This is a genomic window from Frankia sp. CcI156 (assembly GCF_001983015.1).
In the GTDB taxonomy this organism is placed as follows: domain Bacteria; phylum Actinomycetota; class Actinomycetes; order Frankiales; family Frankiaceae; genus Frankia; species Frankia casuarinae.
This window is the reverse complement of sequence record NZ_MOMD01000015.1, coordinates 146,064-171,570: the sequence shown is the minus strand read 5'-3', so window position 1 is coordinate 171,570 and position 25,507 is coordinate 146,064. Positions and strand designations below refer to the sequence as shown.

The following is a 25,507-nucleotide window of genomic DNA, read 5'->3' as shown; positions in this document are numbered from 1 at the left end:
ACCTCGCACGGCACCCGCCCCGGCGAGCGCCCCGCCCGCCTGCTCGTGGAGTTCCTCAGCACCCGGCAGGCCGACGTGCTGCGGTTCCTCACCGACCCGGCCATCCCGGCGACCTCGAACGACGCCGAACGCGAACTACGCCCCGCGAAGCTGCAGCAGAACATCTCCGGGCGGCTGACCAGCGACACGGTCACCCAGGACCGGTACACGATCCTCGGCTACCTGCGCACCGCCGCGAAGCACGGCCGCGACGTCATGACGACCCTGCGCGAGGTCGTCACCGGCCGGGCCTGGATCCCCGACTGGCCGCCCGCCACCCCGGCCTGAAACACAACCCCCACCCGACAACACCACCGACCGGAGGCGCACCCGCGCCGACCGKCATCACGTCATGCCATCAAACGACACCCACGCGGCCCGGGCTGAATGTTTGCTGACGCGCAGCAGACGTTCCACCGGAACGTCCGGCGTGTTGATCAGGATGTATTCCAGAGAATGCACCAGGAGCGCGTCTCCGGTGAGTAGGGCGATGTCCGCCCCGAAGATCTTGTGATTTGCCGTCCTTCCACGCCGCAGATCGTCGTTGTCGATCACAGGCAGGTCGTCGTGAATGAGGGTCGCGGTGTGTAGCATTTCCAAGGCGCACGCTGTCGGTAATGCCGTTTGAACTTTTCCGCCCGTAATCTCGCAACCAGCAAGGCATAGCGCTGGTCGTAATCTTTTTCCGGCGATCATCAGCGAATAACGCATGGAGTCGAAGAGGCGCTCTGGATAGAAGCGGGTCACCGCCCGATCAACTTCGCTGTCGACCAGGACTTGCTTCGAGCGCAGATAGGAGGGTAGGTCAAATTGGCTTTCGCAACTCGGCATGCTTGTTCCCACCGCCCAGGGATTAATAAAGGAACTGTAGCAGTCCTGAACGTTCGATGTCAATGAGCTGAACGGCAGCCCACCCGCTCTTAGCATCGCGGCGCACGCGAAGCAAGTATGTGGCTAGAAATCGTGGTTGACCAGCGAGAATGGAGCCGCGTCGTTGTTTGCTGGTTAGCTAGGTCATCACGTGCTCCTGGCGGCGGCGATCCGCCGCCGGGAGGTCTCCCGCGCCCGGCCCTCGTTCCCTCCATAGGAGATTCGTGCAGGTCGCGCGCCTCTGGCACATGGTTCGGCACCCTTCGATCGGGGCGATGCTGCCATCTGTTGGGGTTGTTCGTGGTCGCGATACTGATCGCGGCCAGTGTTCGTGATGTAGATCACATTGTTTCCGGCTGGTTTCTTTTCGTGTCGCGATGTTCGGGTGGGTCCACCGCTGGGGTCTTACTGATCTTTAATGCGTGAAGTCGTGTGGGCTCACGATGGCTCTGTTGCATCCGCAGAGTCCGACATCGCGGCCTCTGATCGGCCATGATCGAGTGATGCGTCGACGTCGTGTCTGTCCGCCGGTTCCGACGTCGGAGTTCGCGGGGTTCCGGTTCCCACCGGAGGTGATCGTCCTCGCTGTCCGCTGGTACCTGCGGTACGCCCTGTCCTACCGGGATGTCGAGGAGCTGCTCGCCGAGCGCGGCCTCCTGGTTGATCACGTGACTGTCTACCGGTGGGTGCAGCGCTTTACGCCCTTGCTGGCCGAAGCGGCCCGGCCGTGTCGGCACCGACCCGGGGACAGATGGTTCGTCGACGAGACCTACGTCAAGGTCGCCGGCCGGTGGACCTATCTGTACCGGGCGGTTGACCAGCACGGGCAGGTCATCGACGTCCTGGCCAGCACCCGCCGTGGCCAGGCCGCTGCCCGGCGATTCTTCGTCCGGGCGCTTACTCAAGGTCGCCGGCCGGTCGAGGTCACCACCGACAAGGCCGCGGTCTACCCGCGGATTCTCGACGAGCTGCTCCCCGAAGCCTGCCACGTCGACGCGGCCCGGGAGAACAACCGGATCGAAGCCGATCACGGCCGGTTGAAAGCACGGCTCCGGCCGATGCGCGGACTGAAACGGCTGCGTTCGGTCCAAACCGTCGGTGCCGGACACGGCCGGGTAACGGGGGCGCATTGCTGCGTCCCCGTCCCCTCAGAACCGTGCGTGCGCCTTCCGACGCACACGGCTCAAGCAGCCCGCTTTGGTTTGCAGTCTCTGCAGTTGCTGTCCGTGTCAACCGTGTCCACTGCCGGGGTGGCGGCGGGCGCAGTCAGCGTGCATATATATCCCCACGTGCATGGTTCGGGTCGTGCTTGTGTGGTGTCCAGCCCGGCCGTCCGCGTTTCCTGTGACGATGTGCTTTCGTTTGATCGCCGTGCGGAGCGTGCGGAACCAGTTCTCCCATTGTCCGGGGAGGTCGGGTGTGCGGTCGGTGAACAGCAGACTGTGGCCGCAGCCCRGGCACCTGCCGCCCTGTGCGCGTAAGGCGTGTTGGACGGACGATGCCAAAGGTGGGCCGTGACGGGTCTGCCGTCGACGTCGGTCGGCCCAGTAATCGGCAAGGGCCGGGTCGTCCGGAGACGACCGGCCCGCGACCATGACGTGCCGGGTGATCGGAGTCCAGGCGTATTTGTGCAGGTAGGCGCCGGTCTTGTGATCTCCGAATACCCACTGGTCGTTCCTGAACTTGTTGAACGGGCCCCAGTAGCGCTTTATGATCCACTGTCGGCCTTTGTTGGGGTGGGCACCCCGCGCCCACTGGTCGAGTTGCACCCAGAGAACCCGGTCCAGATCGCTGAACGCTTTCTTCGCCACCCCTGTCCGGTAGTAGGCCGCCTGCCCTCTGATGATGGGGTTAAGCTTGCCTATCACGGCCGAGGCGGGCTGTCCCCGTAGCGCCCGCAGTTCGGCCTTCATCCGCCGCCGTATCCTGATCAGCGCCTCCCCGCTGGGTTTTATGAGCAGTTTCGGGCCGTCCTTCGTCGGGTAACGGCGGACGTTGAATGAGAGAAAGTCGAACCCCTCGGTGTCGGTGGCGATCCGGGTCTTTGCGTCGTTGAGACACAGACCCTTCGGAGCCAGCCAGACAGCAAGGCGCTCCCGTGCCGTTTCGGCCTGTTCCTGGCTGTGGCACAGCACGACCAGGTCATCGGCGTAGACGACGGCGGCGGGGCAGTCCCGGGCAAGTTCTCCGTTCTTCCGGTATCTGACCCCGGCGGCTTCCTCTATGCCCTGCAACGTTATATTGAGGAGCAGCGGTGAAATGACCCCGCCCTGGGGAGTTCCCTCCGAGGTCGGGGCGTACCGGTTGTTGTCGACCACCCCCGCCCGCAACCACCCCGCTATCTGTTCCCGCRCAGGGAAGCCAGCAAGGCGGCCGAGTAAATGGTTATGGTCGATTCTGTCGAACGCGGTCTGGATGTCCGCGTCGAGGATCCACCCGCGTTTCGCTCCTTTCTTTCCCAGCAGGGAGAAGATCTTCTCGATCGCGTCATGGCAGCCTCGTCCGGGCCGGAAGCCATACTGGCTGGCATCCAGCCGGGCTTCCCACTCGGGTTCCAACGCGTTCTTGACCCGGTTCTGCTGGGCGCGGTCCACGATGACGGGTATACCGAGTGGTCTGCTTTTTCCGTTTTTCTTGGGGACGTGCACCCGTCGGACGGGGAGTGGGACCGTGCCCGATCCACGTCGTTGCAGCCACTGGGCCAACGAGACCCGCTGCCGAGAGGTCATAGCGACCTCGCCGTCCACTCCCGGCGTCTTTCGGCCGGAGTTGCGCTKGCTTACCTGCCGCACGCTGACCAACGTGTTGGCACGGCTGCGCAACATCAGTTTCTGTAGATTTCGGGCGCGCTTGATGTCGCCCGCCTGCGTTGCCTTGAAGATCCTCTGCCGTAGCCGCGCTACCTGCCTGTCCTGCGACGACCAGTCGATGGCGTCCCAGTCCGGCAGGTCCTCDGGTCCGTTCACCCCAGCTTCGGGCACGGTCGATACCGCCACCACGGCGGTGCTGGTCGTGTCCTTCACCGAAGCGCCCAACGTGCCCCTCGGACTCGGGCGGTTCCTTGTCATCGGTGTGTCCAAAGGGCCACCTGGCTCACGTCAGCTCCCTTTCGGGCCCAGGCACGGGTCAGGCCTGGTATACGGCCAGTTATACGGGCGCGGCCGGTTGAAGGTCCCGCCATCTGCACCCGCCTTCCTGTCGCCTTTCGGCTGCCGCCGTTCGCTTCCTGAGCCATCCTTTCCCGCCGTGGCATTAAGCCCCCCTTACGGTCGGCTTACCGAAGCCGGTCAGCTCTCCGGACCTCGACGGGGTTTCCGCGTTCCGCACATGTGAGATACAGCCGGGACGGGGTGCCCTCTCTACCCCGGGGCCATGGTGCTCATACGGCCAGAGGAAAGAACCCCAGCCGCCATCGCCGCCTCCCAGCGGCAGGCCCTGGACGCCRGTCTTGCATTCCATCTCCGGCGCTTCTGATTACGAGGCTTCCATCAAGGGTTCACCTTATTCACCCTTCCGGCCTTCCCCTCGCCTGTTCCCGACGGATGGACATCGGTTCTTGGGCTTTTCCCCGGGCTTCACACCCAGCGCATGGACTGCATGCGGCGCGCGTGCCAGGGCGGGGACGGGCTCCCGAGCACTAGCCCGGAGACTCAGTACCGACCACCGGCCCTCCATCACTGGTCTCACTCACTCTGTGCGACCTCGTCGTCRCACCCTTGGTGCAGAACATCCGCCGCGGCCACTACGAACTCGGGATCGACAGCAACCYGCACCTACGGCTGGCAGCCGCGTTCACCGAACTCGCCGCCGCCCTCTGACCGGCAACCGCCCCGGCCGCCGGCATGCCCAGCTTCCCCGCAATGCAACTGCGCCCCGCACGGCGGGGCCGGCGTTCACCGACGAACCCGGCGGCCGGCGGGCGATCACCTCCGAAGTCCGCCTGCACGAGGACGGGTCGTGGAAGGTCACCCGGTTCGCCGTGCAGGGACTCGGGTCATGCTGAAGCGCGTCGTCCCTGCCGCCGTCTGCCTGCTGGGCGTCCTCGCGGTCGCAACGCCCGCCTACGCCGACATCTTCACCTCCGCGGACTGCGACCAGCACCCCTACCCGGGATGTGAACTCGCTGCCGGGCAGAACGGCCGGCCAGTTGCGTTCCGCTCCATCCCGCGCGACGGCGGACCGCACGTCGTGGCCGCGGTTCACCGGCCGGGGTCGCTGGGCGTGCTGCCCGCCGCGACCGGCCCGGACGGGCAGTCCGGGGCCTGGTACGTCTACCAGTGCCAGAACGACGGGTGGCGCGACGCGCTCTACCGGCCCCCGGTCTGGATACCGGACGGACAGGCCGGTCCGGCGGCTGCCGCCCCCGACCCGGCGGCCCTCGCCGAACAGGCCCGCAACCAGCTCCGTCTCCAAGGCCCGACGATCGCACTCAGCCCGACCGGCCGGCAGCTCATTCGTCTCCCCACCTGGATGTGGCTCGACCCCGCAGGCTGGCATCCCGTCTCCGCCACGGCTGCCGCCGGCGGCGTGTCGGTGACCGCCGTCGCCACCCCCGCCGAGGTCGTCTGGGCGATGGGTGACGGCGCCCAGGTCCGCTGCACCGGCCCCGGTACCCCCTACCGGCCCGACATCGACCCGAAAGCGTCCTCACCGGACTGCGGCCACACCTACCAGACCGTCTCCGACGACCAGCCCGGCGGCGTGTTCCCCGTGACCGCCACCGTCACCTGGAACGTCACCTGGACCGGCGCCGGCCAGACCGGCGCATTCAACGGCCTCACCACCGTCTCCACCACCCAGGTCACCGTCATCTCCATCCCCGCCCTGAGCACCGGCGGGGGCTGACCACAAGACCACCCACGCAAGGCTCCCTCGGGTCGTCCGGCCCCGCCCAGGGGTACGGCCCCCCGCCTTTCCGCGCTGCAACCTCGTCCGATGGAAGGATCGGGCTACCACCGACACCCTGGGTTTTGCGTGATCTACGTCACATATCATTGCCTATTTTGCGGGGAAATGACCGAAACGCCTGTTCTTTTACGGGCCGCCCGTCCGTTTACCTACCGGACCGCCCATCCGCCTACCTGTCTAGCGGGTAGGTYCGAGGTGGCGCATCGATGCAGGTCGGCCGGTATCTGACACCCGCCCAAGCGAGCCAGGAATCATGCCGCAATTGGCATCATATCTAATCGTGGGAGCTGGCGGAAGCGATCGACGGAACGCGCCCTGTTGGCGGTATCGGATAGTCCGGTTAGCTTTTATTTGCCGCATTTCCGCCGCCGGTTCTGTGAGGTGCCGTGGTCGATCCGTCCCGCGTCCGCCCGTCCCGCGTCCACCGTCCTGCACCCGCCGATTCGTGCGACGATCCACCGCAAACAGGGGACGGGACGGCGCGGGCCGACACAGAGGATACGGGCGGGAACGGCGCCACAGCGGTGCCGGACAGCGACGKACCGACAGCCCGCCTTCCGGCCACGGTGCAGAACGCCCACAATGCCGAATCGGACGCCGATGCGGTGGCACGCTGGCTGACCGAGACCCTCGCCGAGGCCCCACCCGTCCCGAAAGCGGCCACCACTCTCATCGCGGGCGTACTTGTCCGACGGCCACCCCCACCCCGCCTCCCAGGTAGGAAGCGCCGCCGTCCACGTACCAGCGCATAGATAGCAAGACGGMCACCCCCGGGTTGCATGTGCAATCCGGGGGTGGTACCGATCGTATCGGCGTAGATTCGGGCGTCTCACCAGCATCTTTAGGTAGCCGGGCCCGGCCTTTGGTCCGTACCCGAGTTGCACACGTCGCGCGGCTCGGACGCAGTGCGCCGGCCACCGCACTGCCAGAGCCTCGTCGACGAGGCGGAACAGCACCGGCGCGTGGCGCGGCAGCGCGGCGGTCACCGCTCGGGCGACCTTCTCGAGCGGACGGGCATGACCCCACAGCAACGCCCGCAGGAACGTCCCKACGCGTCGGCAGGGACGGCGCATCCGTCCCGACGACGCGCTACCGCCCCGTCCGAGCGGGCTACGCTGGCACCATGACAACCGCGCCGCATGTGGCCGATGTGCACCGGATGGTGGATCGGCTTGCGCCTACCCAGGTGGAGGCGCTCTATGTGATCTTGGGTGGCATGCTCGGCCCGCGTCCGGCCACGGAGTCAGCACGGCAGGTTGACGACAGCGCAGCCACACCGGGGCGCCGCTTGTCGTTCATCGGGATCATGGATGGTGAACGCGATCTGGCTGAACGTTCATCTCGAATCCTTCACGAGGAGCTAGGCGAGCCAGACCGGTGATAGTTATCGACACCGGTGTACTCGTCGCTGCCATCAACAAGCGGGACAAGTTCCATGAATCGTGTGCCCACCTCCTCGTGGCGGCCGCCGAGCCCCTGGTAGTTCCMGCGATGGTCATCACCGAGGTTTGTTACCTGCTTGCGCGCCGGGGGCACGGAACGCCGCAACTGGCCGCCACGTTCTTGGAGTCACTGGCGGCCGGAGAGCTTGACGTGGAGGCGCCGACAGCCGCGGACCTCGACCGCGCTGCCCAACTGGTGCGGCGCTATGCCGATCTTCCGCTCGACGCAGTCGACGCCGCGGTAGTCGCTACAGCGGAACGCCTGGGCACACCCAAGGTCGCGACGGTCGACCGCAAGGACTTCCAGATCGTCGTTCCCAGCCACTGCGGCGCCTTTGAGCTTCTGCCTACGACCCTCGGCTGACTTCCACGCACCAGGACGAAGCGATCTCCACTGGCACGCATAAGAGCGCTAGGACCGGATGCCGGACGCCATGTGCAGCCCAGGGGTGGTACCCATCGTGTTGGTGMACGCCCGAGCACTGCTCGCCAGTACCCCCGAGGGCCGGGCCGCCTATCTCGACGCCGACTTCCGCAACCCGGAGGGGATCCTGGAGCCCGAGCAACTGCGGGAAACTCTCGACCTGGGCCGGCCTATGGCGGTCAGTCTGATCGCGATCGTGCAGTTCATCACTGATGACGCGATCGTTCAGGATATCATCGACCGGCTCATGCGCCCGCTGCCGGCGGGGAGCATCCTGGCGCTGTCGACCGCCACGGCCGACAGCGCGCCCGAGGAAGCTCGCGCCGGGGAGGCCGCATACAACGCCGACGGCATTCCGCTGATCGCGCGCGATAAAAGCACGGTCGAGCGTTTCTTTGACGGGCTGGAACTGCTTGACCCCGGAGTAGTGCTCGTCCACCACTGGCATCCCGACGARGAGGCGGCTGCGCTGGACGATGCCCACGTGTACATGTATGGCGGAATCGCCCGGAAACCGTAGCCCGCGCGCCTCGCCGTCCATGACACTGTGGATATGCGAGATCTCGCCCGGCCGGTAGGTGGTCAGCCGCCAGGGCGCGCCTGCGCGTTTTGTTGTCCTCGGCGGCCTTCCCTGCCTGTGCAGGACAGGGCAACGCCGCCGCCCGTTACGACGGCGCGCCCTGTCCATGGATGTGGGTTATGCGATGGTTGCGCGGATGGGTTCGCGGTCGGTMAGGCCAACTCCGCCGCGGGGGGCGTCGGCCTCCCCCTTCATCTGGCGGAAGATCGAGTCGTTGTCCCAGTACGCGCGTTCGGCGATGAGCTTGCCGGGGTTGTCGTCGCTGAAGAGGTAGAGTGCGGCGATTTCGAAGCGAACCACATGGTTCTGTGGAGTGATACCGGCGAACTCGCTCCGATGCGTTCCGGTGACAGTCACCTCTCGCCAGGAATAGCCGGGGAKGTCGTATTCTCCGGTGACGGTGATGACGAAGTCTGGTAAGGCGACAGTGAGCGCCTCGTAGAAGTCTTGCACGCCCCGGATGCCTTCGTAATGGGTGCTCATGGGGACGACATCGTAGAAGGAACGCTCGTCACGCACGAAGGTGTCGTAGACCTTCTCCCACTCCTTGGCGTTCTCCTGGCGAATGTGCTCCTCGATGGTCGCWCGTTGCAGAGCAATCCGCTCCTCGACGGTAATAGTGATCATGGTATTGATTTCCTTTCTGATTGGTGTTTACTTTTCCATCTTGGTTTCTAACGGCCGTCCGTCTCCAGTGCGAAGAAGACCCACGAAGAAGACCATGAAGACGKCCACGAAGACGTCCTGAGTGAAAGCGTCGACCGGGTGCGGGCAGGTGCGGAACCGGTCGAATAAATGCCGTTCTTCAGAATGCGGACCCGCGTTCACCGGTGGGCCCTTATCTTCGCCCAGCTTCGGTACGGCACGGCGTCCGTCACCATGCCGAATAATCGGGTGGATGCTGCGGTCAGCGCACGGCAGCAGTGGCAGATGAAAGGGTGCCGACGAACTCGGTGAGTTCGGTGTCGAAGCGTGTGGGGTTCTCCACGAACGGTATGTGCCCCACGCCGKGGTACGCGGTCACGGTCGCCGCGGCAATGATGGTGTCCAACTCGGCGAAGGCGGCCGGGATGATGACKGTGTCGTCGCTGCCGTAGATGATCCGGGTGGGGATGGTCAGTTCGGCGAGCGCCTCATCGCCGTCGTCGACGCGCCCGAGGATCGTGGCCCGTACCCGCGGCGGTACCGCGAGGACGRCGCCGAGCAGTCGTTCGCGGGTGGCCTGATCCCAGTCCCCGGCGCGCAGTARATCGACGAACGCGCCCGCCGCGGRAACCGCCTCGCCGAGGTCGGTCGAGGTCAGTCCACCGGCTGTCGCGAGAAAGTCCGGTCCCAACAGCGCCAGGGCGTCCGCGCTACCGATCTTGCGCAACGGGGACACCAACACCAGTCCGGACAGACCGGACTGTCCGTAGGTGCGTAGAAAGTCGGTAGCCACCAGACCGCCGTAGGACCACGCCACCAGAACCACCGGCCCCGGTCCGGCGAGCGAGATAACCGCCGCGAGGTMCTCGGCCCACGTGCGGCTGAGCGCGTAGGTGTCGTCCTCGGGTACATCCGAGCGGCCGTGCCCACGAAGGTCGGGCGCCAGGATGCGGAACGAATTCTGGATCCGCGCAACGAGCGGGTCCCACACGCCCGCGTTCAGCGACAGGCCGTGGACCAGCACGACGGTGGGCGCCTTTTCCGGGCTGTGCTCGAGGACTCGTAGTCGTGCCCCCGCAGCCCCGGTAACGATATGCTCTTTCATGGATTTCACCTTGGACTAGAATGTGACCGACACCACTACAATGATTGTCGTGAAGGTCCGCCTCAATGCCACTTAGGTGGCATTGAAAATCTTGGCGGCGAGTGATATGGTGATTCGTTCGGAAGTGGCGTCTCTCCGGGCGGGTAACGTCGCGCTGGACGCATGTTTGCTGGAGGCCGTCGTGGAGCTGGAAGCTGCGGACTACCGCCGCACTCTCGCGGTGATCAACGACTGTGTCGGTGCGACCGAGTCRCCGTCCTTCCGTAGCGTCGTCCTCGACGCGTTCTCGGCGCACCTTGGCTACGAGCACCTCACCTTCTCCCTCGGCCGCCACCCGTCATTGCAGCTGGAATTGAGCGAGCCCCGCACTCGTGGCATCCTTCCCGAGCTCATGGCACGCTACCTGGACAGGTATGCCGGTCGAGATGTCTTCGCGCACAAGTTCGCTCGTCAACTGATGCAGGAATACGGCCAGGCCGTGCTCCCGCAACTGGCAGAGATGGCCCTCGGCAACGACAGATGCGGAGAATTCCTCGAGGATTTCTTGCCGCAAAACGACATCAGCGACAAGATCCTCKTCTGGCTGGATACCTCGCTGCCCGTTCACGGTTACATCGGAGTCGTTGCGACGGGCGGGCGCACCTTCGATCGCAGAGATCACGAACTCCTGCGGGGACTTCGGCCGACGTTGTCGTACCTGCTGCGCAGCCATCTCGAACATCAGGTCGCGCCGGCGGGAATAGTCTTGTCGATCCGCGAGCACGAAATCGCCCGCTACGTTGCCGATGGATGGCCCAACAGATTGATCGCTCGGGAGCTCGGGATCTCGGAGTGGACCGTCAAACGTCACATCACCCATGTGCTCGCCAAGTGCGGCGTGCGGTCACGCACCGAGCTGGCCATCATGTGGCAGTCCGGCAGACGCGGAACCGACACCGCGGAGCTCCTCTGACCGATCTGACCAGATATCGGAAGCCCAGGTCATGCTTGCGGGCGCCCTCATTCGCCCCTCATAACCGAGTCGCCTGAGCGCCACCGGGYTCACCGCTGCCGAACTGGACGACCCCCGGAACGGGGCACGCACTCCAGCGCGCCCCATCCACGGCCCGTGGTGTCTGGTCGATCAGTCGGCCTTACGGCTGGTCAGCCTGGGAAAGTCGGTGTCGCGGTACTCCATGCTGAGGCGGGTGCCCGCGGCTTCGCTCTCCCTGCTGCGCAGCTCGACGCGCCGGATCTTGCCGGAGATCGTTTTGGGTAGGTCGTAGAACTCCAGCCGCCGGACGCGCAGGTAGGGGGCAAGGTTTTCGCGGGCGTGACGGAGGATCGCCTCCGCTGTCTYGCGGTTCGGCTCCCATCCCGGAGCAAGTGCGATGTAGGCCTTCGGCACGGCCAGGCGTACCTCGTCGGGTGCGGGCACGACGGCTGCCTCAAGCACAGCCGGGTGTTCGACGAGGACGCTTTCCAGTTCGAAGGGGGACACCTTGTAGTCCGAGGCCTTGAACACGTCGTCGGTACGGCCGATGTAGGTGAGGTAGCCGTCCTCGTCGAGGGATGCGACGTCACCGGTGTGGTAGTAGCCGCCGGCCAGTACTTCCGCGTTGCGTTCGGGGCCGCCACGGTAACTGGTCATTAGCGCGAGCGGGTGCGCGGCCAGATCGAGGCACAGCTCTCCCTCAGTGCTGGAGCGCTGGCCGCTCACCGGGTCGACCAGGACCGTGGGCACGCCCGGCAGCGGACGGYCCATCGACCCCGGCTTGACAGCGGCGCCAGGTGAGTTGCCGACCTGGGCGGTCGTCTCGGTTTGGCCGAACCCGTCGCGCAGGGTCAGGCCCCAGTGGGCGCGGACCTGGTCGATGACCTCCGGATTGAGGGGTTCACCGGCCGACAGCACCTCGCGCAGCGCGCCGGGCCCGCCGGAAAGATCGACCTTGATGAGCATGCGCCACACGGTCGGCGGCGCGCACATCGTGGTTACGCCAGCCCGGCGGAGCTGCGCCAGCAGCTTGGCGGGGTCGAACGTGCCGTAGTTGTAGACGAAGATCGTTGCTTCGGCGATCCACGGCACGAAAAACGAGCTCCACGCGTGCTTTGCCCAGCCAGGGGAACTGATGTTGAGATGCACGTCACCGGGTTGCACCCCGGTCCAGTACAGGGTGGACAGGTGCCCGACCGGATAGGACACCTGGCTGTGCTCGACGAGTTTGGGCCGGCTGGTGGTTCCGGAGGTGAAGTAGAACAGCAGCGGATCGGTGGGGGCGGTACGGGATTCGAACCGGTGCACCTCGGTGACGCCGTCGGCCTCGGTGTAGGGGCGCCAGCCGGCGGCCTCGCCACCTACAATGACACCGTTCAGGTTTTTCAGCTTGACCTTCACCGCGTCGGCGGCATTGGCGATCACGCAGGTGGCGCCGCCGCGTTCGATCCGGTCGGCGAGGTCCGTCGGACCGATCGCGGTAGTGGTGGGTATGATTACCGCGCCCAGCTTCATGAGCGCCAGCATCGACTCCCAGAGCTCCACCTGGTTGCCGAGCATGAGGATCACCGGATCGCCCTTGCCGATGCCTAACCCGGYAAGCCAGGTCGCTACCCGGTCCGAGCGACGGGCCATCTCGTCATAGGTGCACCGACGTTCCGAACCATCCTCTTCCACGATCCACAGCGCCACCCGGTCGTTGTTCCGGGCGATTGGGTCAAACCAGTCGATGRCCCAGTTGAACTGGCCTTCGAACCGTGGCCAGCGGAACTCCTCCAGCGCCTTGCCGTAGTCCGTGCGCAAGTTGATCAGAAGATCGCGGGCAGTGCGGTAGGTCTCGGTCGCGGCAGTCGACGTCATCGGCAAACTCCTTCCAACACCGCACAGAGTCGTGCCGAGCCGCCCCCGCCGGCCACCCCCGAAAGTTGGTAGCAGGCGGGGATGGCCACGGGGTGGTAGCRGAGGTAGCCGCGTGATGGTCGCGTGATGGTCACGGGGATGGYCGGTCGACGGCTTGCCTCGGCCGGGTTACTGTGACGTGCACAACATGGCGGTGTGCGCAATGAGGACGGACGCGATGAGTGACACCCGATTACTTCGTCCAGACGACCGCGCGGCCTTGCGGGCCGAGCTGCGCACCATCATCCGGCAGGGCGGAGTCCCGGTGGCATTCGCCGGTGAGGTGGGTGGCAACCGCTTGCGCCTGACGGAGTTCCTGGGCACTCGCACCACCGGCCTGCACAATCTGGAGGTCTGTCCCGGCACGGGACTGGGCGGCCGGGTGATCCTGCAGGGCCGCCCGGTCGGGGTGACCGACTACGCCAGCGCGCGGAGCATCACGCATGACTACGACCGGCCCGTCCTCCGCGAAGGTCTCGCCTCGTTACTCGCGGTTCCCGTTCACGCTGGTGGCCGTTGCCGTGCCGTCCTCTACGGCGCGGTGCGCCAGCCCGCCGCGTTGGGCGACCGGATACGGGACGAGATCGTTGCCGCGGGCCGGCGGCTCGTCCACGAGCTCACCATCCGCGACGAAGTCGATCATCGGTTGGCGATGGCCGAGTCGCTCGCGGCCGTCAGACAGCTCGAGCCCGCGCACGCCGCCACGCTCGAGGAACTTCGTTCGGTGCACTCCGAACTGAGGGCCATCGCGGGAGCCATGTCCGATTCGGCGCTCCAGCGCAGGATCTACGCGGCCGCACAACGTCTCGTCGCCGTCGGCGAGAGCGGGCCGGGAAAGAATTCCAAGGTACGCCTGTCCACCCGTGAGACCGACGTCCTCGCCCAGGTCGCGCTTGGCTGCACCAATGCCGAGGTCGCAAACCGGCTTTCGCTCTCCCGCGAAACGGTCAAGGCATACCTGCAATCCGCCATGCGGAAACTGGACGCGGGCACACGCTACGAAGCCGTCGTCCGCGCCCGCAAGGCGATGCTGATCCCCTGAAATTACCCTGACTTCGCCCGGCGGGGACTTCCGCCCACGGAGAGCCGTGCCCGGTCTTCGTCGCTGAGCTGTTCGGGGCTCTCGTGGGCGTCGTGATGCGCCGAGAACCGCGTCGAGGGTCGGGCCGCCAAGTCGTAAGCATTCACCTGGTTTAGGGATCTTGCTGTAGGTGGCGGTTCGTGGGCGTGGCTGTGGGCCGTGCAGGCGGGGCCRGCGCGGCGGGATCGGTGGGATCGGTGGGGTGCCCGTCAGGTGGGGGCGACGGCGGGTGGTGGCATCCAGGGGGTGCCGCGGAACGCGAGCCGTAGGGCGTGCAGGGCGGAGACGCTGTGTTTGCGGGTGGTGGACAGGTAGCTGGCGATCTGGAGGCGGCAGGCGGCCACGGCCGCGGAGGTGAGCCGTCCGGAGATCTTCTGCTGGGTCTTGAACGGCCGTAGGTCGCCTTCGGACTGGTTGTTCGTCGGCCACACGTCGAGGTCGAAGACGAACCGGAGCATGTCGTCTTGGCGGTCGCGCAGGCACTCGAGTAGGCAGCGGCCGACCGGCTGCTTCGCGCCCTTCTCGGCCGCGGGGACATCCCTGAGCCCGACGCGGACCGCGCCGCGGTACTCGGCGACCAGCGGGTCGCGCAGCGCGGCGGGGACCTCGGCCAGCACGGCCGCGCGGGCGAGGTTGGCCTGGTGGAGCAGGCCCCGCAACGCCTGCTGGAGCTGGACCGGCCACACCGCCTCCGGGTAGGTCTCGACGGCGTCCTGGAGGTCACGCAGCAGATGGCTGACACAGAGTTGGTGCAGGAAACCGACGAACTCCTCGGCGTCGTAGAGGGCGTAACGGTCGTGGACGACGACCCCGAGCATCCGGCCGAGCAGGAACACCMAGAAACTCGCCTTGTCGCGCCGCCCAGCATGAACAGCGTGAACAGCAGCGTCGACGCGGACAGCACGTAGCGCTTCTCGCCCTTCGGCCCGACCTTCAGCGGGGTCTCGTCGAACCCGACGACCTTCTCCGCAGCGATCCGCTGTTCGATCGCGTCGACCGGCTCGGCGACCACGTCCGCGCCCAGGGCCAGCAGCGAGCGCAGCCAGCCCGCCGAGACCTCCCCCCCCCACACACACAGCTCGGCGATCGCCTCCCTGGCCCGCTCGACCGGCAGGTGCTGGCGGACCAGGAAGTACAGCGCGAGCGCACGCAACTCCGGCCCGTAAGACACCGGCGCCCCGGACACCCCGCCGGGCCGGGCGGCTTCCGCCCCGGGATCGCGTCGTCCGTGGACGGCGACAACGACGAGTTCCGCGAGTTCCGCGACACCTTCCGCTCCAGGTCAGYGACCTTCGCCGTCAGCTTCGCGATCTCCCTGGCCTGTGTCGCCACCGTCGCCCGCAACTCGGCGATCAACTCCGCCTGCGCGCGGACGAGGGCGATCAACCCCTCCCTACCCGCCATACCTAGCCTAGGCTGACGATGACCTCTGTCTCACATCATCTTGGCAGGTAGGGTGGGGAGGCTGTGTCGCTTCCGGCCGGAGTTCTACGACTGGCGGGGTCAAAGGCAAGCATGGCGACGAGTTCRCTTACTACGTCTGCGGTGGCCGTCATCAGGGCAGAAAGTGCAGCTTGCCGTATCTGCCCGCCCATCACGTGGAAGACAACGTTGTCCGTGGCTGGCCCCTATGGGTGCGGATGCACGAGGTTGACGCCGAAGCGGCAGAGGTCGCCCTCCAAGACAAGTTGAACCTTGGGAGCGCGGACCGCGCGGARACCCGGCAACGGGCTGCCCGCCAGATGAAGGTCTTGGATGACCAACGGCGCAAGCTTGTCCAGATGGCCTATGCCGACGCCATCCCACTCGACCTCCTGAAGACGGAGCAAGACCGCATCGGCCGGGAGCAGCTGGCCGCCCAGCGGGCTCTTGCCCAAGCCGAAACCGAGCACGAAGACATCTCCGAGACCTTCCGTCAGGCCGTCACCCTGATGCGCCTGGGCCCTGCGATCTACCAGCAGGCCACCCCGGAGATCCGGCGGATGTTGAACCGGGCCTTTTTGGTGCGCATTGAACTTGATGTAAAAGAGACCGGCACGATGCTGGCCCAGCCCTGGGCATCCATGGAACGTGTGGTACGTCACACACGGGAGTTGCGGCTCGCGGATATGGCCGACGTGACATGTATCACAGAAGGGTCGGGACTGGGCCCATCCGAGGGCCCAGAAACGACGGACCCCGGCCATGAAGATCATGACCGGGGTTCGAGTATGAATCCTTTGGTGGAGGTGAGGGGACTCGAACCMCTGGCCTCCTCCGTGCGAGGGAGGCGCTCTACCAGGCTGAGCTACACCCCCTGGAAGCATCTGAAGCTTACAGGACCGCGTAGCCCATGTGACGACCACCCGGTTCGGATGGACCGCCACCTCCGGCCGGCCGTCAGCTGATGCTGATGCCCTCCTTGCCCCGAGCCCTCGATCGGGCGGCCGGCACGGCGACCTCCCGGGTGAGATCTGGCTGGATGCGCTCCGACAGGGCGAGGTCCGACAGGGCGAGGCCGGACCTCGCGACGGTGGCCATCAACCGGTCGAACAGGGGGGCCGCGGCGGCTGGCCGGAGCAGCCCCGCCTCATGGCCGCACCATCCCCACACCCGAGCGCCGTCGATGACGAGCTCCTGGTCCGGCTCGGTGCCTCGGGGGAAGGCCAGCCGGGCGTCGGTCGGAACATCCGGCGTGCCGAGCGGGTGGTGCGTCCACAGCTGCAGGGACTCCTCCGGGCACCACGCCTTGTCGCGGACGGCTATCTGCCATACCGCCCGTCCGGGCCGGTACAGGGCGAGCCGGATCGCCGTTCCCCGGCAACGGAACAGCAGACCGACCCCGTCGGGACGAACACCTCGTACCTCGACGGGCACCGGGGAGCTCCCCGAGCAGACGAGGTATCCCTCGCTCCGCAACCGGGCCATCCACGACTCGAAGGTCACAGCGAACGCTGCCTTCCTGATAGTTCTCGATAGCTACACAGTGATTACGTGATGATTACGCAGTAGTTGCGCTGGTCTGGGAAGCCCCATCGGGGGATCGGCCGGTCGGGACCGGACCAGCCGCCAGGACCGGACCAGCCGCCAGGGCCGGATCAGCCCGGCTGGCCCTGGCGGCGCGGCCACAGGTGACCGGGGCGGGCAGCGGGCTGGCGTGTGACGGGAGAAGACGGAGACGGCGCGACCTGGCTCATCCGGCGGAGCGCACAGCTCAGCCGGTTATCCGGGGAGCGCACACGGAGCACTCCGGTGAACGAACCGGCCGGGGCAGGACGGGAGTCCGGGAATACGGATGATCGATAGCTGCTCCCACCGGGAGCAAAAAGATCATCCGTTCAGGTCTGGCGCCGAGCTCCGAGGCCCCTCGCGCCCAGAACGGTCCCAGAATTACAGGACCGATGTGCTCGTCGCGCGTGCGGCGAGGCTCAGTGGACGCGAGGGCTGGGACAACACCGACAGCGCCCTGGACAACAGACCTCTCGCCACGCCCAGTGAGGGGTGGAGTCGGGCTGCCAACGGAGCGTCACATCTTTATTATGCACGGCAGCCCGGCCGGGCGTCGGAGCGCAAGTGGCCGCCGGAGATCGGCTCAGGCCCATGCGGACACGGTGATTCCGGCTGTCCGGAGTGCCTTGACGATCTTCACGCCGCACGCCGCACGCCGCGAACCGCACGCCGCGAACCACGCGCCACGCGCCACGCGCCACGYGCCACGCGCCGCACGCCGCACGCCGTGTATCGCTCGTCTCGGGGCAGGTGCCCCGAGACGGTGTGGGTCGGTATCCCGGCGACTACCGGGGAACGACAACCACAGGACGATGTCCGGTCCGGACGGCGAGCACGAGGAGTCCGCCCGGCCGGCACGAGGAGGTTGTCGTGATCTTCGATAATCGGGAGGAGGCCGGCCGGCAGCTCGGGCAGCGGCTGGCGCATCTACGCGGCCGTGATGTCGTTGTCGCCGGGCTGCCCCGCGGGGGCATTCCCGTCGCGTTCGAGGTGGCGCGGGCGCTGGAGGCCCCGCTGGACGTCATCCTCGTCCGCAAGCTCGGTGTCCCCTTCCAGCCTGAGCTCGCGATGGGGGCCATCGCCGAGGGTGGGGTGCGGGTCGTCAACGAGGAGGCCCGGCGGCTGGCCAACGTGGGGCCGGACGAGTTCGCCGCGGTTCAGGCGCGCGAGTTGGTGGAGCTTGATCGTCGGGCCCGGCGGTTCCGGAACGGCCGGCCAAGGATCCCGCTCGCCGGGCGGACGGTGGTCGTGGTGGACGACGGGATCGCGACCGGATCGACGGCCTCTGCCGCGTGCCAGGTCGTGCGGGCCCAGGGAGCCACCCACGTGGTGCTGGCGACCCCCGTTGCCCCCCGTGACCGGATCGGCTGGCTGCGCCGGCAGGCAGACGAGGTGGTCTGCGTCCAGACGCCCGACGCCTTCTTCGGTATCGGCGAGTTCTACGCGGACTTCTCCCAGACACCGGACGAGGAGGTCGTCGACCTGCTGCGCCGGGCCGCGCTGACGATGCCGGTCGGCGGCGCGGTAGCCGACCCGTCCGGCGGCGACGTCGAGGTCGACATCCCCGTCGGTCGAGTGCGGCTCGCTGGTCGGATCACCGTGCCCGACCCGTCCCGGGGAGTGGTCGTCTTCGCCCACGGCAGCGGCAGCAGTCGGCACAGCCCACGTAACCAGTTCGTGGCCCGCGACCTCAGTGCCGCGGGGCTCGCGACCCTGCTGTTCGACCTGCTCACCCCGGACGAGGAGCGTGACCGGGCGAACGTGTTCGACATCAGGCTGCTTGCCCGGCGGCTGATCGATGTGACCGGTTGGCTGCGCGGCCAACCGGTCACGGCTACCCTCCCCATTGGTTACTTCGGCGCCAGCACCGGCGCCGCCGCGGCGCTGCGGGCCGCCGCGGAAGGGGGGTTCCCCGTCGCGGCCGTCGTGTCGCGGGGCGGCCGACCGGACCTGGCCGCGGCGCAGCTGACCGCGGTACGCGCCCCGACGTTGCTCATCGTCGGTGCGCGGGACGATCTGGTCCTCGAGCTGAACCGGCAGGCCCAGGCCCGACTGCTGGGCTGCGAGAACCGGCTGGCGATCGTCCCGGGCGCCACGCACCTGTTCGCCGAGCCGGGTGCCCTGGAGCAGGCGGCCGCGCTCGCGCGTGACTGGTTCGTCGATCACCTGGCGTTGGCCGGCCATCCCGGTCGCGCCTGACCGGGTACTGACCTGCCCTCCGCGCGACGCCGGGCGATGCGTGCCCACCCGGGCGACACTCTGGTGGTCCACCGTCACACCACCCGGCAGCCGGATCGACTCGGCGAGATCTTCGAGGTGCGCTCGGTGGCGGGGGATCCGCCGTTTGCGGTCCGCTGGTCCGGCACGGGGCACGTCAGCTTCGTCTACCCGGGTCCGGATGCCGAGATCCGTCACCGCGACGAGGAGGCATGCGGCGGGGCCGGCTGAGCGGACCGGATCAGGCCTGGTCGACGACCCGCCCCGCATCGAGGGCGAGGATGCGGTCGGCGAGAACCTCGGCGTCCGTGGGATCGTGCGTGACGATGAGCACCGGAGCCGCCAGCGTCGGTAGCACATTATGCAGGAAGGACCTGACCTCGCGGCGGGTCGCGGTGTCGAGCGCGGCGAGCGGTTCGTCGAGCAGCAGCAGTCCGGGCCCTGATGCCAGCGCCCGCGCGAGCGCCACCCGTTGCCCCTGGCCGCCGGACAGGGCATCCGGTCGCCGGTCGCCGAGATGGCCGATCCCGAACCGTTCCAGCCAGGTGTCCGCGGACGCCCGGGCGTGCCGCCGGCCCTGACCGAGGCGGGCCCGCAGGCCGAAGGCGATGTTGTCGCGGGCCCGCAGGTGTGGGAACAGCAGGTAGTCCTGGAAGACCATGCCGACCGGCCGCTGTTCGGACGGGACGAAGCGGTGCTCGGCCGGGTCGTCGAGAACCTCGCCGGCGAGGGTGATCCGACCCTCGTCGAGCGGGAGGAGACCGGCCAGGGCCCGCAGCAGCGTGCTCTTGCCCGCCCCGCTGCGGCCGAGGACGGCGACCGTCTCCCCCCGTGCCACGCTGACCTCGACGTCGAGCACGAACTGGCCCCGTCGCACCGTCATCAGCGCGCTGAGCCCGCCTGACGCCGGATCCAGGCCGGGGGCGGAGGGCGCCGCCCGCGCCGAATCTCCGGTGACGGTGTTCACGGGACGCCCTGTGTTCACGGGATGCTCCGCTCGAGCGCATCGGGGGCGCCGTCACGCGTTCCCCGGTTGCGTAAAATTCGCCGGGTGCCGGGRAACCACCGGCCCCGCAGCGCCACCAGAACCCCGACGCAGACCGCGAGCAGTACGAGTGACAGCGCGATGGCGGTGTCCGAGTCCGTCTCCAGCGCCAGGTAGACCGCGAGCGGCGTGGTCCGGGTGGTCCCGGGGAAGTTGCCGGCGAACGTGATCGTGGCCCCGAACTCGCCGAGGGCGCGGGCCCAGCACAGCGCCGCGCCGGCGGCCACCGCCGGCGCCGTCATCGGCATGGTGACTCGGCGAAACGTCATCCACGGCCCGGCGCCGAGGGTGGCGGCGGCGTCCTCGAACCGCCGATCGGCGCTGTTCAGCGCGCCCTCGACGGACACGACGAGGAACGGCATGGCCACGAAGGTCTGCGCGATCACCACGCCGACGCTGGTGAACGGGATGGTGATGCCGAACCAGCCATCGAGGTACTGGCCGACGATGCCGCGCCGACCCAGTACCAGAAGTAGGGCCACGCCGCCGACCACTGGCGGCAGCACGAGCGGGAGGGTGACCAGGGCACGCAGCAGAGACCGGCCGGGAAAACGCGTGCGGGCCAGCAGCCAGGCCAGGGGGACACCGAACAGCAGCGACAGCACGGTCGTGGCGGTGGCCGTCTCCACCGACAGGAGGAGGGCCTGCCGGACCGCGATCTCGGTGAGCAGATCGGGCAGGGCGGACCAGGGAGCGCGGACGAGCAGGCCGACGAGCGGCAGGAGCAGGAACAGGCCAGCGATCCCGGCCGGCACCAGCAGCGCCCAGGACATCCGGCGGCGCGTTTCCCGGCGAACCGTGCGGCGTGGATGTCCGCCGGTCCGCGGGTCACCCGGCCGGGGTGCCCGATCGCGCGGGCCGAACCGGCCGCGCGGGCCGAACCGGCCGCGCGGGCCGACGGCCCGTTGCTCCGGCTGACCCCCTCGAAGGAGCGAACCGCCGCGGGTCGACACGGCGGGCAGGCCCTTCTCGCTGATCGGGGTCAACGACGCTCGGGAAGCTCGATGACGACGTTGGTCGACTTCACCGCGCCGACCGCGAGGACGCCGGCTTCCAGCCCGAGTTCGTCGGCGGCCTCCCGGCTCATGAGCGAGACCAGGCGATGCGGGCCGGCCTGGATCTCGACCTGGGCCATCACCGTGTCGCGCACCACGCGGGTGATAATCCCGGGGAAGCGGTTACGCGCGGATTCGGCGACGACCGGCGTCTGGGCGGCGGTCTGCTCGGTCGCCAGATCCTTGGCGAATCCGGCCAGGGTGCCGCCTTCGATCGCCCGGCGGCCGGCGTCGTCCAGGACGGTTGGCAGTCGGCCGCTGTCCGCCCACCGGCGGATGGTGTCGTCGCTGACACCGAGCAGCGCGGCGGCCTCGCTGATCCGGAATCTCGGCATGGGGTGATCGTACCCGCATCTTCGGGGGAGCTGCGACGCATGATCCGAAATTACGGAGAAATCACAGAGAAATATCCGCTCCTGCGGGTCGGGCGGCGAGGTGGTCGGATTGACGGGACCGTGTCCTCGACCGACCCGATGTCGRCCGGATGACCGGTTGGCGCATCACGATCCGGTCCGGCGGGGCACGATGCGGAGGTTGCCCTTCTCGGCCCGACTCGCCCCCTGCCCGACTCGCCACTCCTGGAGCACCCGTGACACCGCTCGCTTCCAAACCGACCGCCACCACGTCCTACGGTGACCCGGTCGCCGGCCCCGTGCGGATCAACGCGCGCGCGCTGCTCGTGGCGGGTGATCGGGTGCTGCTCGCCAACGAGCGTGGCCAGAAGTCGTTCCACTTGCCGGGAGGCCGGGTTGAGCCGGGGGAGACCGTGCAGGCGGCGCTGCGCCGGCTGCTGAAYGAGCAGGCCGGTATCGAACTGGACTACCTGACGTTCGTGGGCGGCATCGAGAGCATCTCGATCGAACGCGGTGGGCGGACGGGGGTGCTCGACGTCGTCTTCGCCGCTGACCGGTCGTGGGGCGCCGACTTCGGGAGCAGGCTGAATGATCTCGACATCGTCTCGGTGTCCCTTGGGAGCCTGCTCGACCTGGAACTAAGGCCCGCCGACCTGCGCCGACTGGTCCCCGCCTGGCTCACTAACACCCGTCCGGCCTGGTACGGGTCGGCCAGCCGCTGACCGTAGGCGCGCATCCTCACCTTCGCACGGTTGACCTCATCTCGACTTCAGGTTCTAGCGTTCCACGCCCGCACGCCCGCACGCCCGCACGCCTGCGGGTCGGAATGCGGTCGGATGCAGGAGCCAGGCGACCCCCGCCACAGCCCCGTGACAGGCCCGATCCGGTGACGAACCGCCCTGGCCCCGGATCCCCTTGGGTACATTCGCCCGGTGTTCTCTCGACGCCGACCCTGGCCGTCGCGGTCCGCATCGGGCGCTGCATCGCGCGATGGTCACCGCTGTTTCCGTCGTCACCGCCGGACGGGGTGACAACGGCATGGTCGTCATCGGGGTGACGGGTCACCGCGGGCTCTCCGGCGGGCAAGCCGAATACACGGCCGGCGAGATGCGCCGGGTGCTGGCGCCTCTCGCCGCGGCCGGGTTGACCGGGATCAGCTGCCTGGCCGAGGGAGCAGACACCATCTTCGCCGACGTGGTCCTCGAACTTGGGGGCCGGCTCATCGTCATGATACCCGCGGCCGGTTACCGGGACTTTCAACCCGCTACGCATCGGCGCAACTACGACCGGCTGCTCGGCCGCGCCACCGAGATACGCAGCCAGGACCGGGCGAAGCCCGATCTGCCCAGCCTGATGTCGGCGAGCCGCCTTCTGGTCGACGCATCCGACCGGGTTCTCGCGGTGTGGGACGGTCTGCCGGCGCGTGGCTTCGGGGGGACGGCGGACGTCGTCTCCTACGCGCGCTGGCGACGCAAACCCCTCCAGATCATCTGGCCCGACGGTGCCGTACGGGCGGGGGCGACCTCCGTCGCCGGCTCGGGCGAACGACAGCGGTAACCGGCGGAGGTCGCCGCGGGGCCTGGGCTACCGCGGGGCCAACGTCACGACGTCCACCTGCACCGGGGCGAGACTCCTCCTGGCCGGAGCCGTCGTGGCCGGTGGCCGGGTCGTTGCCGGCCGGGTCGTTGCCGGCCGGGTCGGGGGCTTGGTCGCCGTGGACGTCACGGAAGCTGCGCTGGCGGTCGTTGCCGCGCGGGTGGTCCGGCCACCGGTGGCCGGGGTGCCGGTGGTCGGGGTGCGGGTGGTCGGGGTCCTGGCCTCGATCGGCCCGGCGGCCACTCCTGCCGCCGCTGCGGACGGCCTGGTCGGCACCGGCGGGGCGGCGGCGAGAACGGGCGGTGCCTGGTGCGCAGGCGGGGAGGCCGCCGACGCCGGGCCGCCGGAGGAGCGCCCGGGCGGCGCGGACCTGCCACCCGCCGCGAGGCGCAGGGTGTTCAGAGCGAAGTCCTCCGCCGCCAGGTCGTTCTGCTGTTCCTCTTCGGTCGGGCCGAGGACGGATCCGCCGCCGGGGGCGCTGGGCCCACCTGAGCCGGGTTCGTCCACGGCGAGCTCCTCCGTGGCGGGGCTGCCTGACGCGGCGGGCCGGGGGGCGGCTGGTGTCCGCACGGGCGGGCGGCCCTCGCGGGATCCGGACCGGCCGCTGCTCGGAGTGTCCACGGTGCCGCCGTCGTCCGGCTGTGACTCGTGCAACGGAGCACGCGCACCCGTGGTCACGTCGTCGGGCGAGGAGTTGAGCCCCGCAGCGGTGGCTGCGGCGGCCACAGCGGCCACCGCGGCCACCGCGAATGCGGCGACCGGGCGCATCCGGGACCGGCGAGCACGAACGAGCGGGTCCGCCGGCAGGCGTTCCACCCGTGGCTCGGCCGCCCGCCTCGCTGATGTGGATCTCACCGATGCCGCTCGCCCGGAGTCCGCTCGCCCGGAATCCGGACGCGGGGAGGCCTCCCGGCGCTCCGGCGGTGGCAGTGTCGGGGGCGGTGGCAGTGTCGGGGTCGGGGTCGGCGGCAGTGTCGGGGGCGGCGGCAGTGTCGGGGGCGGCGGCAGTGTCGGGGGCGGCGGCAGTGTCGGGGGCGGCGGCAGTGTCGGGAGCGGCGGCAGTGTCGGGAGCGGCGGCAGCGCCCGGGCGGCCATCGGGTCCGGGACACTCCCGGTGGGGCTCGGTGCCCGCCGACCGGTGCTGTGCCGCCCGCCCGTGGCCGTCCTGAGGGGAGCCTTTCCGGGGGGAGCCGTCCGGGTCGGTGGTCGAGGATCGGTAGGCTCAGGCCGCGGATCCGCGCCTGTCGTCGCGGCGCCCGCCCGCCCGCCGTGAGCCGTGGCGGCCTGTCGGCCACGGCCCCACGCCGCTCGGGTCGACCGCGGCTTCGATCCGGCGAGCAGCGCCAGCAGTTCGGTGGTATCGGGCAGAGAGGCCCCATCGGCCTGTCGCACACGGGCGAGCGCTCGCCGCACCCCCTCGCCGATGGGAGCCGTGTGCTCCGACCGGTCGGCGCGGCGTCGTCCGGCCCGGGCCGCGGGTTCGACAGACCCGCTGGGCTTTCCCGTCGCGGCCAGATCGACGATCCCGGCCCACGCGACGATGTCAGCGGCGGGGCCCTCCCAGCCACCCGCCGCGGGACCGTAGCCATAGCCGGGCACATAGCCGGGGCTGCTGGGGGGAGGCCACAGGTGGCCGGAGCGCCCGGCGACGATGTGCGGCGTCCCGGGCGCCGTCCCGCCGGCCGAGCCGGCCGCGGGGGACAGCAGCAGTGGCCGCAGGGCCGCCGCGACACCCAGGTCTACCAGCCGCGGCCCGGTAACGGAGAGCACGACATCCGTTGCCGTCAGGTCGCCGAGTGCGCCGACCGTGCGGTGCGYCGCATCGATGGTCTCCAACAGGGTCCGGGCAAGGCGGTCGATCTCGTCCGAGGACAGCGGTCCGCGTTCGGTGAGCTCGCGGGCCAGGGTCGGGCCCCCGACGAACTCCGTGACCATGTAGGGCCGCTCGGCGGCGGGCGCGGCGTCGAGCACGCCGCAGGTGTGTGCCCCGGCCAGCACGCGAGCGCGGTCGATCGCCGCCGCGAACCGGGCCCGCATGTCCGCGCGCAGGGCGTCGCCCGGGTGCAGCGCGCGGACCGCGACCTGCGCGCCTCCGACCGCACGGCTCAGATAGACGATGCCGGTGATGCCGGCGTCCAGYCGACCGAGCAGCTGGTAGGGCCCGAGTGAGGTGGGCTCGCCAACGGCGAGCGGCGCGACGTGACGAGGTAGCCGAGCGGTCATGGTGATAATGCCCCGAATGCGGCTCGTGGACGGTCAGCGGCGTTTATTCTCTCCGACGGTAGCT

23 protein-coding genes, 1 tRNA gene and 4 pseudogenes are annotated in these 25,507 nt (G+C 68.6%); 13 read left to right on the top strand and 15 right to left on the bottom strand.

Features of this window, described 5'->3' with window-relative positions; translation table 11 throughout:
- A partial coding sequence (locus CcI156_RS07850; RefSeq protein ID WP_139341446.1) for a transposase occupies positions 1-327 on the top strand: 327 nt, incomplete at its 5' end.
- A gap of 57 nt (positions 328-384) precedes the next feature.
- Here the strand turns inward: CcI156_RS07850 and CcI156_RS07845 are convergent.
- Positions 385-870 carry a polyprenyl synthetase family protein gene (locus CcI156_RS07845; RefSeq protein WP_023840027.1) on the bottom strand — a complete coding sequence of 162 codons (486 nt, stop codon included), beginning with the start codon at positions 868-870 and terminating at the stop codon, positions 385-387.
- A gap of 542 nt (positions 871-1,412) precedes the next feature.
- Here CcI156_RS07845 and CcI156_RS07840 point away from each other — a divergent pair.
- Positions 1,413-2,021 (top strand): annotated as a pseudogene (locus CcI156_RS07840) (IS6 family transposase); the annotation flags it as partial.
- 117 nt (positions 2,022-2,138) lie between these two features.
- On the opposite strand, the gene CcI156_RS07835 reads toward CcI156_RS07840, so the two are convergent.
- Positions 2,139-3,875, bottom strand: a complete 1,737-nt coding sequence (locus tag CcI156_RS07835; RefSeq protein ID WP_371681778.1) for a reverse transcriptase domain-containing protein — start codon at positions 3,873-3,875, stop codon at positions 2,139-2,141.
- A 750-nt stretch (positions 3,876-4,625) separates the two neighbouring features.
- Here CcI156_RS07835 and CcI156_RS24620 point away from each other — a divergent pair.
- The 5 genes and pseudogenes from CcI156_RS24620 to CcI156_RS07810 all read left to right on the top strand — a co-directional run.
- Positions 4,626-4,727: pseudogene (locus tag CcI156_RS24620) on the top strand (IS6 family transposase); the annotation flags it as partial.
- A gap of 178 nt (positions 4,728-4,905) precedes the next feature.
- Entirely contained in the window at positions 4,906-5,754 is an 849-nt protein-coding gene (locus tag CcI156_RS07825) for a hypothetical protein (protein ID WP_023840030.1), read from the top strand.
- 1,186 nt (positions 5,755-6,940) lie between these two features.
- The gene (locus tag CcI156_RS07820) at positions 6,941-7,198 is read left to right on the top strand and encodes a hypothetical protein (RefSeq protein ID WP_131728916.1); all 258 of its coding nucleotides are present in this window, start codon (positions 6,941-6,943) and stop codon (positions 7,196-7,198) included.
- Positions 7,195-7,623: a type II toxin-antitoxin system VapC family toxin gene (locus CcI156_RS07815; RefSeq protein ID WP_011438401.1), complete on the top strand. Its 429-nt coding sequence runs from the start codon at positions 7,195-7,197 to the stop codon at positions 7,621-7,623. Before CcI156_RS07820 ends, CcI156_RS07815 begins: the two co-directional genes overlap by 4 nt.
- A gap of 58 nt (positions 7,624-7,681) precedes the next feature.
- The gene (locus CcI156_RS07810; protein WP_076805046.1) at positions 7,682-8,203 is read left to right on the top strand and encodes an SAM-dependent methyltransferase; all 522 of its coding nucleotides are present in this window, start codon (positions 7,682-7,684) and stop codon (positions 8,201-8,203) included.
- Positions 8,204-8,380: 177 nt separating this feature from the next.
- Here CcI156_RS07810 and CcI156_RS07805 read toward each other — a convergent pair whose 3' ends face one another.
- Positions 8,381-8,890: an ester cyclase gene (locus tag CcI156_RS07805; RefSeq protein WP_083718363.1), complete on the bottom strand. Its 510-nt coding sequence runs from the start codon at positions 8,888-8,890 to the stop codon at positions 8,381-8,383.
- A 280-nt stretch (positions 8,891-9,170) separates the two neighbouring features.
- Positions 9,171-10,013, bottom strand: a complete 843-nt coding sequence (locus tag CcI156_RS07800; protein WP_076805044.1) for an alpha/beta fold hydrolase — start codon at positions 10,011-10,013, stop codon at positions 9,171-9,173.
- A 76-nt stretch (positions 10,014-10,089) separates the two neighbouring features.
- Here CcI156_RS07800 and CcI156_RS07795 point away from each other — a divergent pair, with 76 nt between their 5' ends.
- Positions 10,090-10,965, top strand: coding sequence for a helix-turn-helix transcriptional regulator (locus CcI156_RS07795; protein ID WP_139341444.1), 876 nt, complete (start codon positions 10,090-10,092; stop codon positions 10,963-10,965).
- A 171-nt stretch (positions 10,966-11,136) separates the two neighbouring features.
- Here CcI156_RS07795 and CcI156_RS07790 read toward each other — a convergent pair whose 3' ends face one another.
- Entirely contained in the window at positions 11,137-12,846 is a 1,710-nt protein-coding gene (locus tag CcI156_RS07790) for an AMP-binding protein (RefSeq protein ID WP_076805041.1), read from the bottom strand.
- Positions 12,847-13,063: 217 nt separating this feature from the next.
- On the opposite strand from CcI156_RS07790, the gene CcI156_RS07785 reads away from it, so the two are divergent.
- Positions 13,064-13,927 carry a LuxR C-terminal-related transcriptional regulator gene (locus CcI156_RS07785; protein ID WP_023840038.1) on the top strand — a complete coding sequence of 288 codons (864 nt, stop codon included), beginning with the start codon at positions 13,064-13,066 and terminating at the stop codon, positions 13,925-13,927.
- A gap of 248 nt (positions 13,928-14,175) precedes the next feature.
- Here CcI156_RS07785 and CcI156_RS07780 read toward each other — a convergent pair whose 3' ends face one another.
- From CcI156_RS07780 to CcI156_RS25520, 6 genes and pseudogenes are all read right to left on the bottom strand, one after another.
- Positions 14,176-14,802, bottom strand: coding sequence for a transposase (locus CcI156_RS07780; protein ID WP_023840039.1), 627 nt, complete (start codon positions 14,800-14,802; stop codon positions 14,176-14,178).
- 134 nt (positions 14,803-14,936) lie between these two features.
- A pseudogene (locus CcI156_RS27635) lies at positions 14,937-15,137 on the bottom strand (IS66 family transposase); the annotation flags it as partial.
- Positions 15,138-15,244: 107 nt separating this feature from the next.
- A pseudogene (locus CcI156_RS27630) lies at positions 15,245-15,370 on the bottom strand (hypothetical protein); the annotation flags it as partial.
- A gap of 224 nt (positions 15,371-15,594) precedes the next feature.
- Positions 15,595-16,050, bottom strand: a complete 456-nt coding sequence (locus CcI156_RS07765; protein ID WP_139341443.1) for a hypothetical protein — start codon at positions 16,048-16,050, stop codon at positions 15,595-15,597.
- Between the two features lie 136 nt (positions 16,051-16,186).
- Positions 16,187-16,263: transfer RNA gene (locus CcI156_RS07760), tRNA-Ala, on the bottom strand.
- Positions 16,264-16,345: 82 nt separating this feature from the next.
- A complete protein-coding gene (locus CcI156_RS25520) occupies positions 16,346-16,891 on the bottom strand; it encodes a hypothetical protein (protein WP_051623746.1) in 546 nt (181 codons plus the stop codon).
- A 933-nt stretch (positions 16,892-17,824) separates the two neighbouring features.
- On the opposite strand from CcI156_RS25520, the gene CcI156_RS07750 reads away from it, so the two are divergent.
- Together CcI156_RS07750 and CcI156_RS07745 are read left to right on the top strand one after the other, a co-directional pair.
- Entirely contained in the window at positions 17,825-19,153 is a 1,329-nt protein-coding gene (locus CcI156_RS07750; RefSeq protein ID WP_023840043.1) for a phosphoribosyltransferase family protein, read from the top strand.
- Between the two features lie 36 nt (positions 19,154-19,189).
- Positions 19,190-19,402 carry a DUF1918 domain-containing protein gene (locus CcI156_RS07745; RefSeq protein ID WP_023840044.1) on the top strand — a complete coding sequence of 71 codons (213 nt, stop codon included), beginning with the start codon at positions 19,190-19,192 and terminating at the stop codon, positions 19,400-19,402.
- A 10-nt stretch (positions 19,403-19,412) separates the two neighbouring features.
- On the opposite strand, the gene CcI156_RS07740 is transcribed toward CcI156_RS07745, so the two are convergent.
- From CcI156_RS07740 to CcI156_RS07730, 3 genes are read right to left on the bottom strand one after another with little or no spacing between them, the layout of a single operon-like run.
- On the bottom strand, positions 19,413-20,156 hold the full coding sequence (locus CcI156_RS07740) for an ABC transporter ATP-binding protein (RefSeq protein ID WP_023840045.1): 744 nt from the start codon (positions 20,154-20,156) through the stop codon (positions 19,413-19,415).
- Complete coding sequence (locus tag CcI156_RS07735) at positions 20,153-21,169, bottom strand: ABC transporter permease (RefSeq protein ID WP_035941006.1); 1,017 nt, start codon at positions 21,167-21,169, stop codon at positions 20,153-20,155. The genes CcI156_RS07740 and CcI156_RS07735 overlap by 4 nt, the downstream gene beginning before the upstream one ends.
- A gap of 29 nt (positions 21,170-21,198) precedes the next feature.
- The gene (locus tag CcI156_RS07730) at positions 21,199-21,606 is read right to left on the bottom strand and encodes a molybdopterin-binding protein (protein WP_011438358.1); all 408 of its coding nucleotides are present in this window, start codon (positions 21,604-21,606) and stop codon (positions 21,199-21,201) included.
- 254 nt (positions 21,607-21,860) lie between these two features.
- Here CcI156_RS07730 and CcI156_RS07725 point away from each other — a divergent pair, with 254 nt between their 5' ends.
- Both CcI156_RS07725 and CcI156_RS07720 read left to right on the top strand, forming a co-directional pair.
- Positions 21,861-22,346, top strand: a complete 486-nt coding sequence (locus CcI156_RS07725) for an NUDIX hydrolase (RefSeq protein ID WP_011438357.1) — start codon at positions 21,861-21,863, stop codon at positions 22,344-22,346.
- A gap of 316 nt (positions 22,347-22,662) precedes the next feature.
- Positions 22,663-23,181, top strand: a complete 519-nt coding sequence (locus CcI156_RS07720) for a hypothetical protein (RefSeq protein WP_011438356.1) — start codon at positions 22,663-22,665, stop codon at positions 23,179-23,181.
- 27 nt (positions 23,182-23,208) lie between these two features.
- Here CcI156_RS07720 and CcI156_RS07715 read toward each other — a convergent pair whose 3' ends face one another.
- Entirely contained in the window at positions 23,209-25,443 is a 2,235-nt protein-coding gene (locus tag CcI156_RS07715) for a hypothetical protein (protein ID WP_076805032.1), read from the bottom strand.
- Positions 25,444-25,507: the final 64 nt, after the last annotated feature.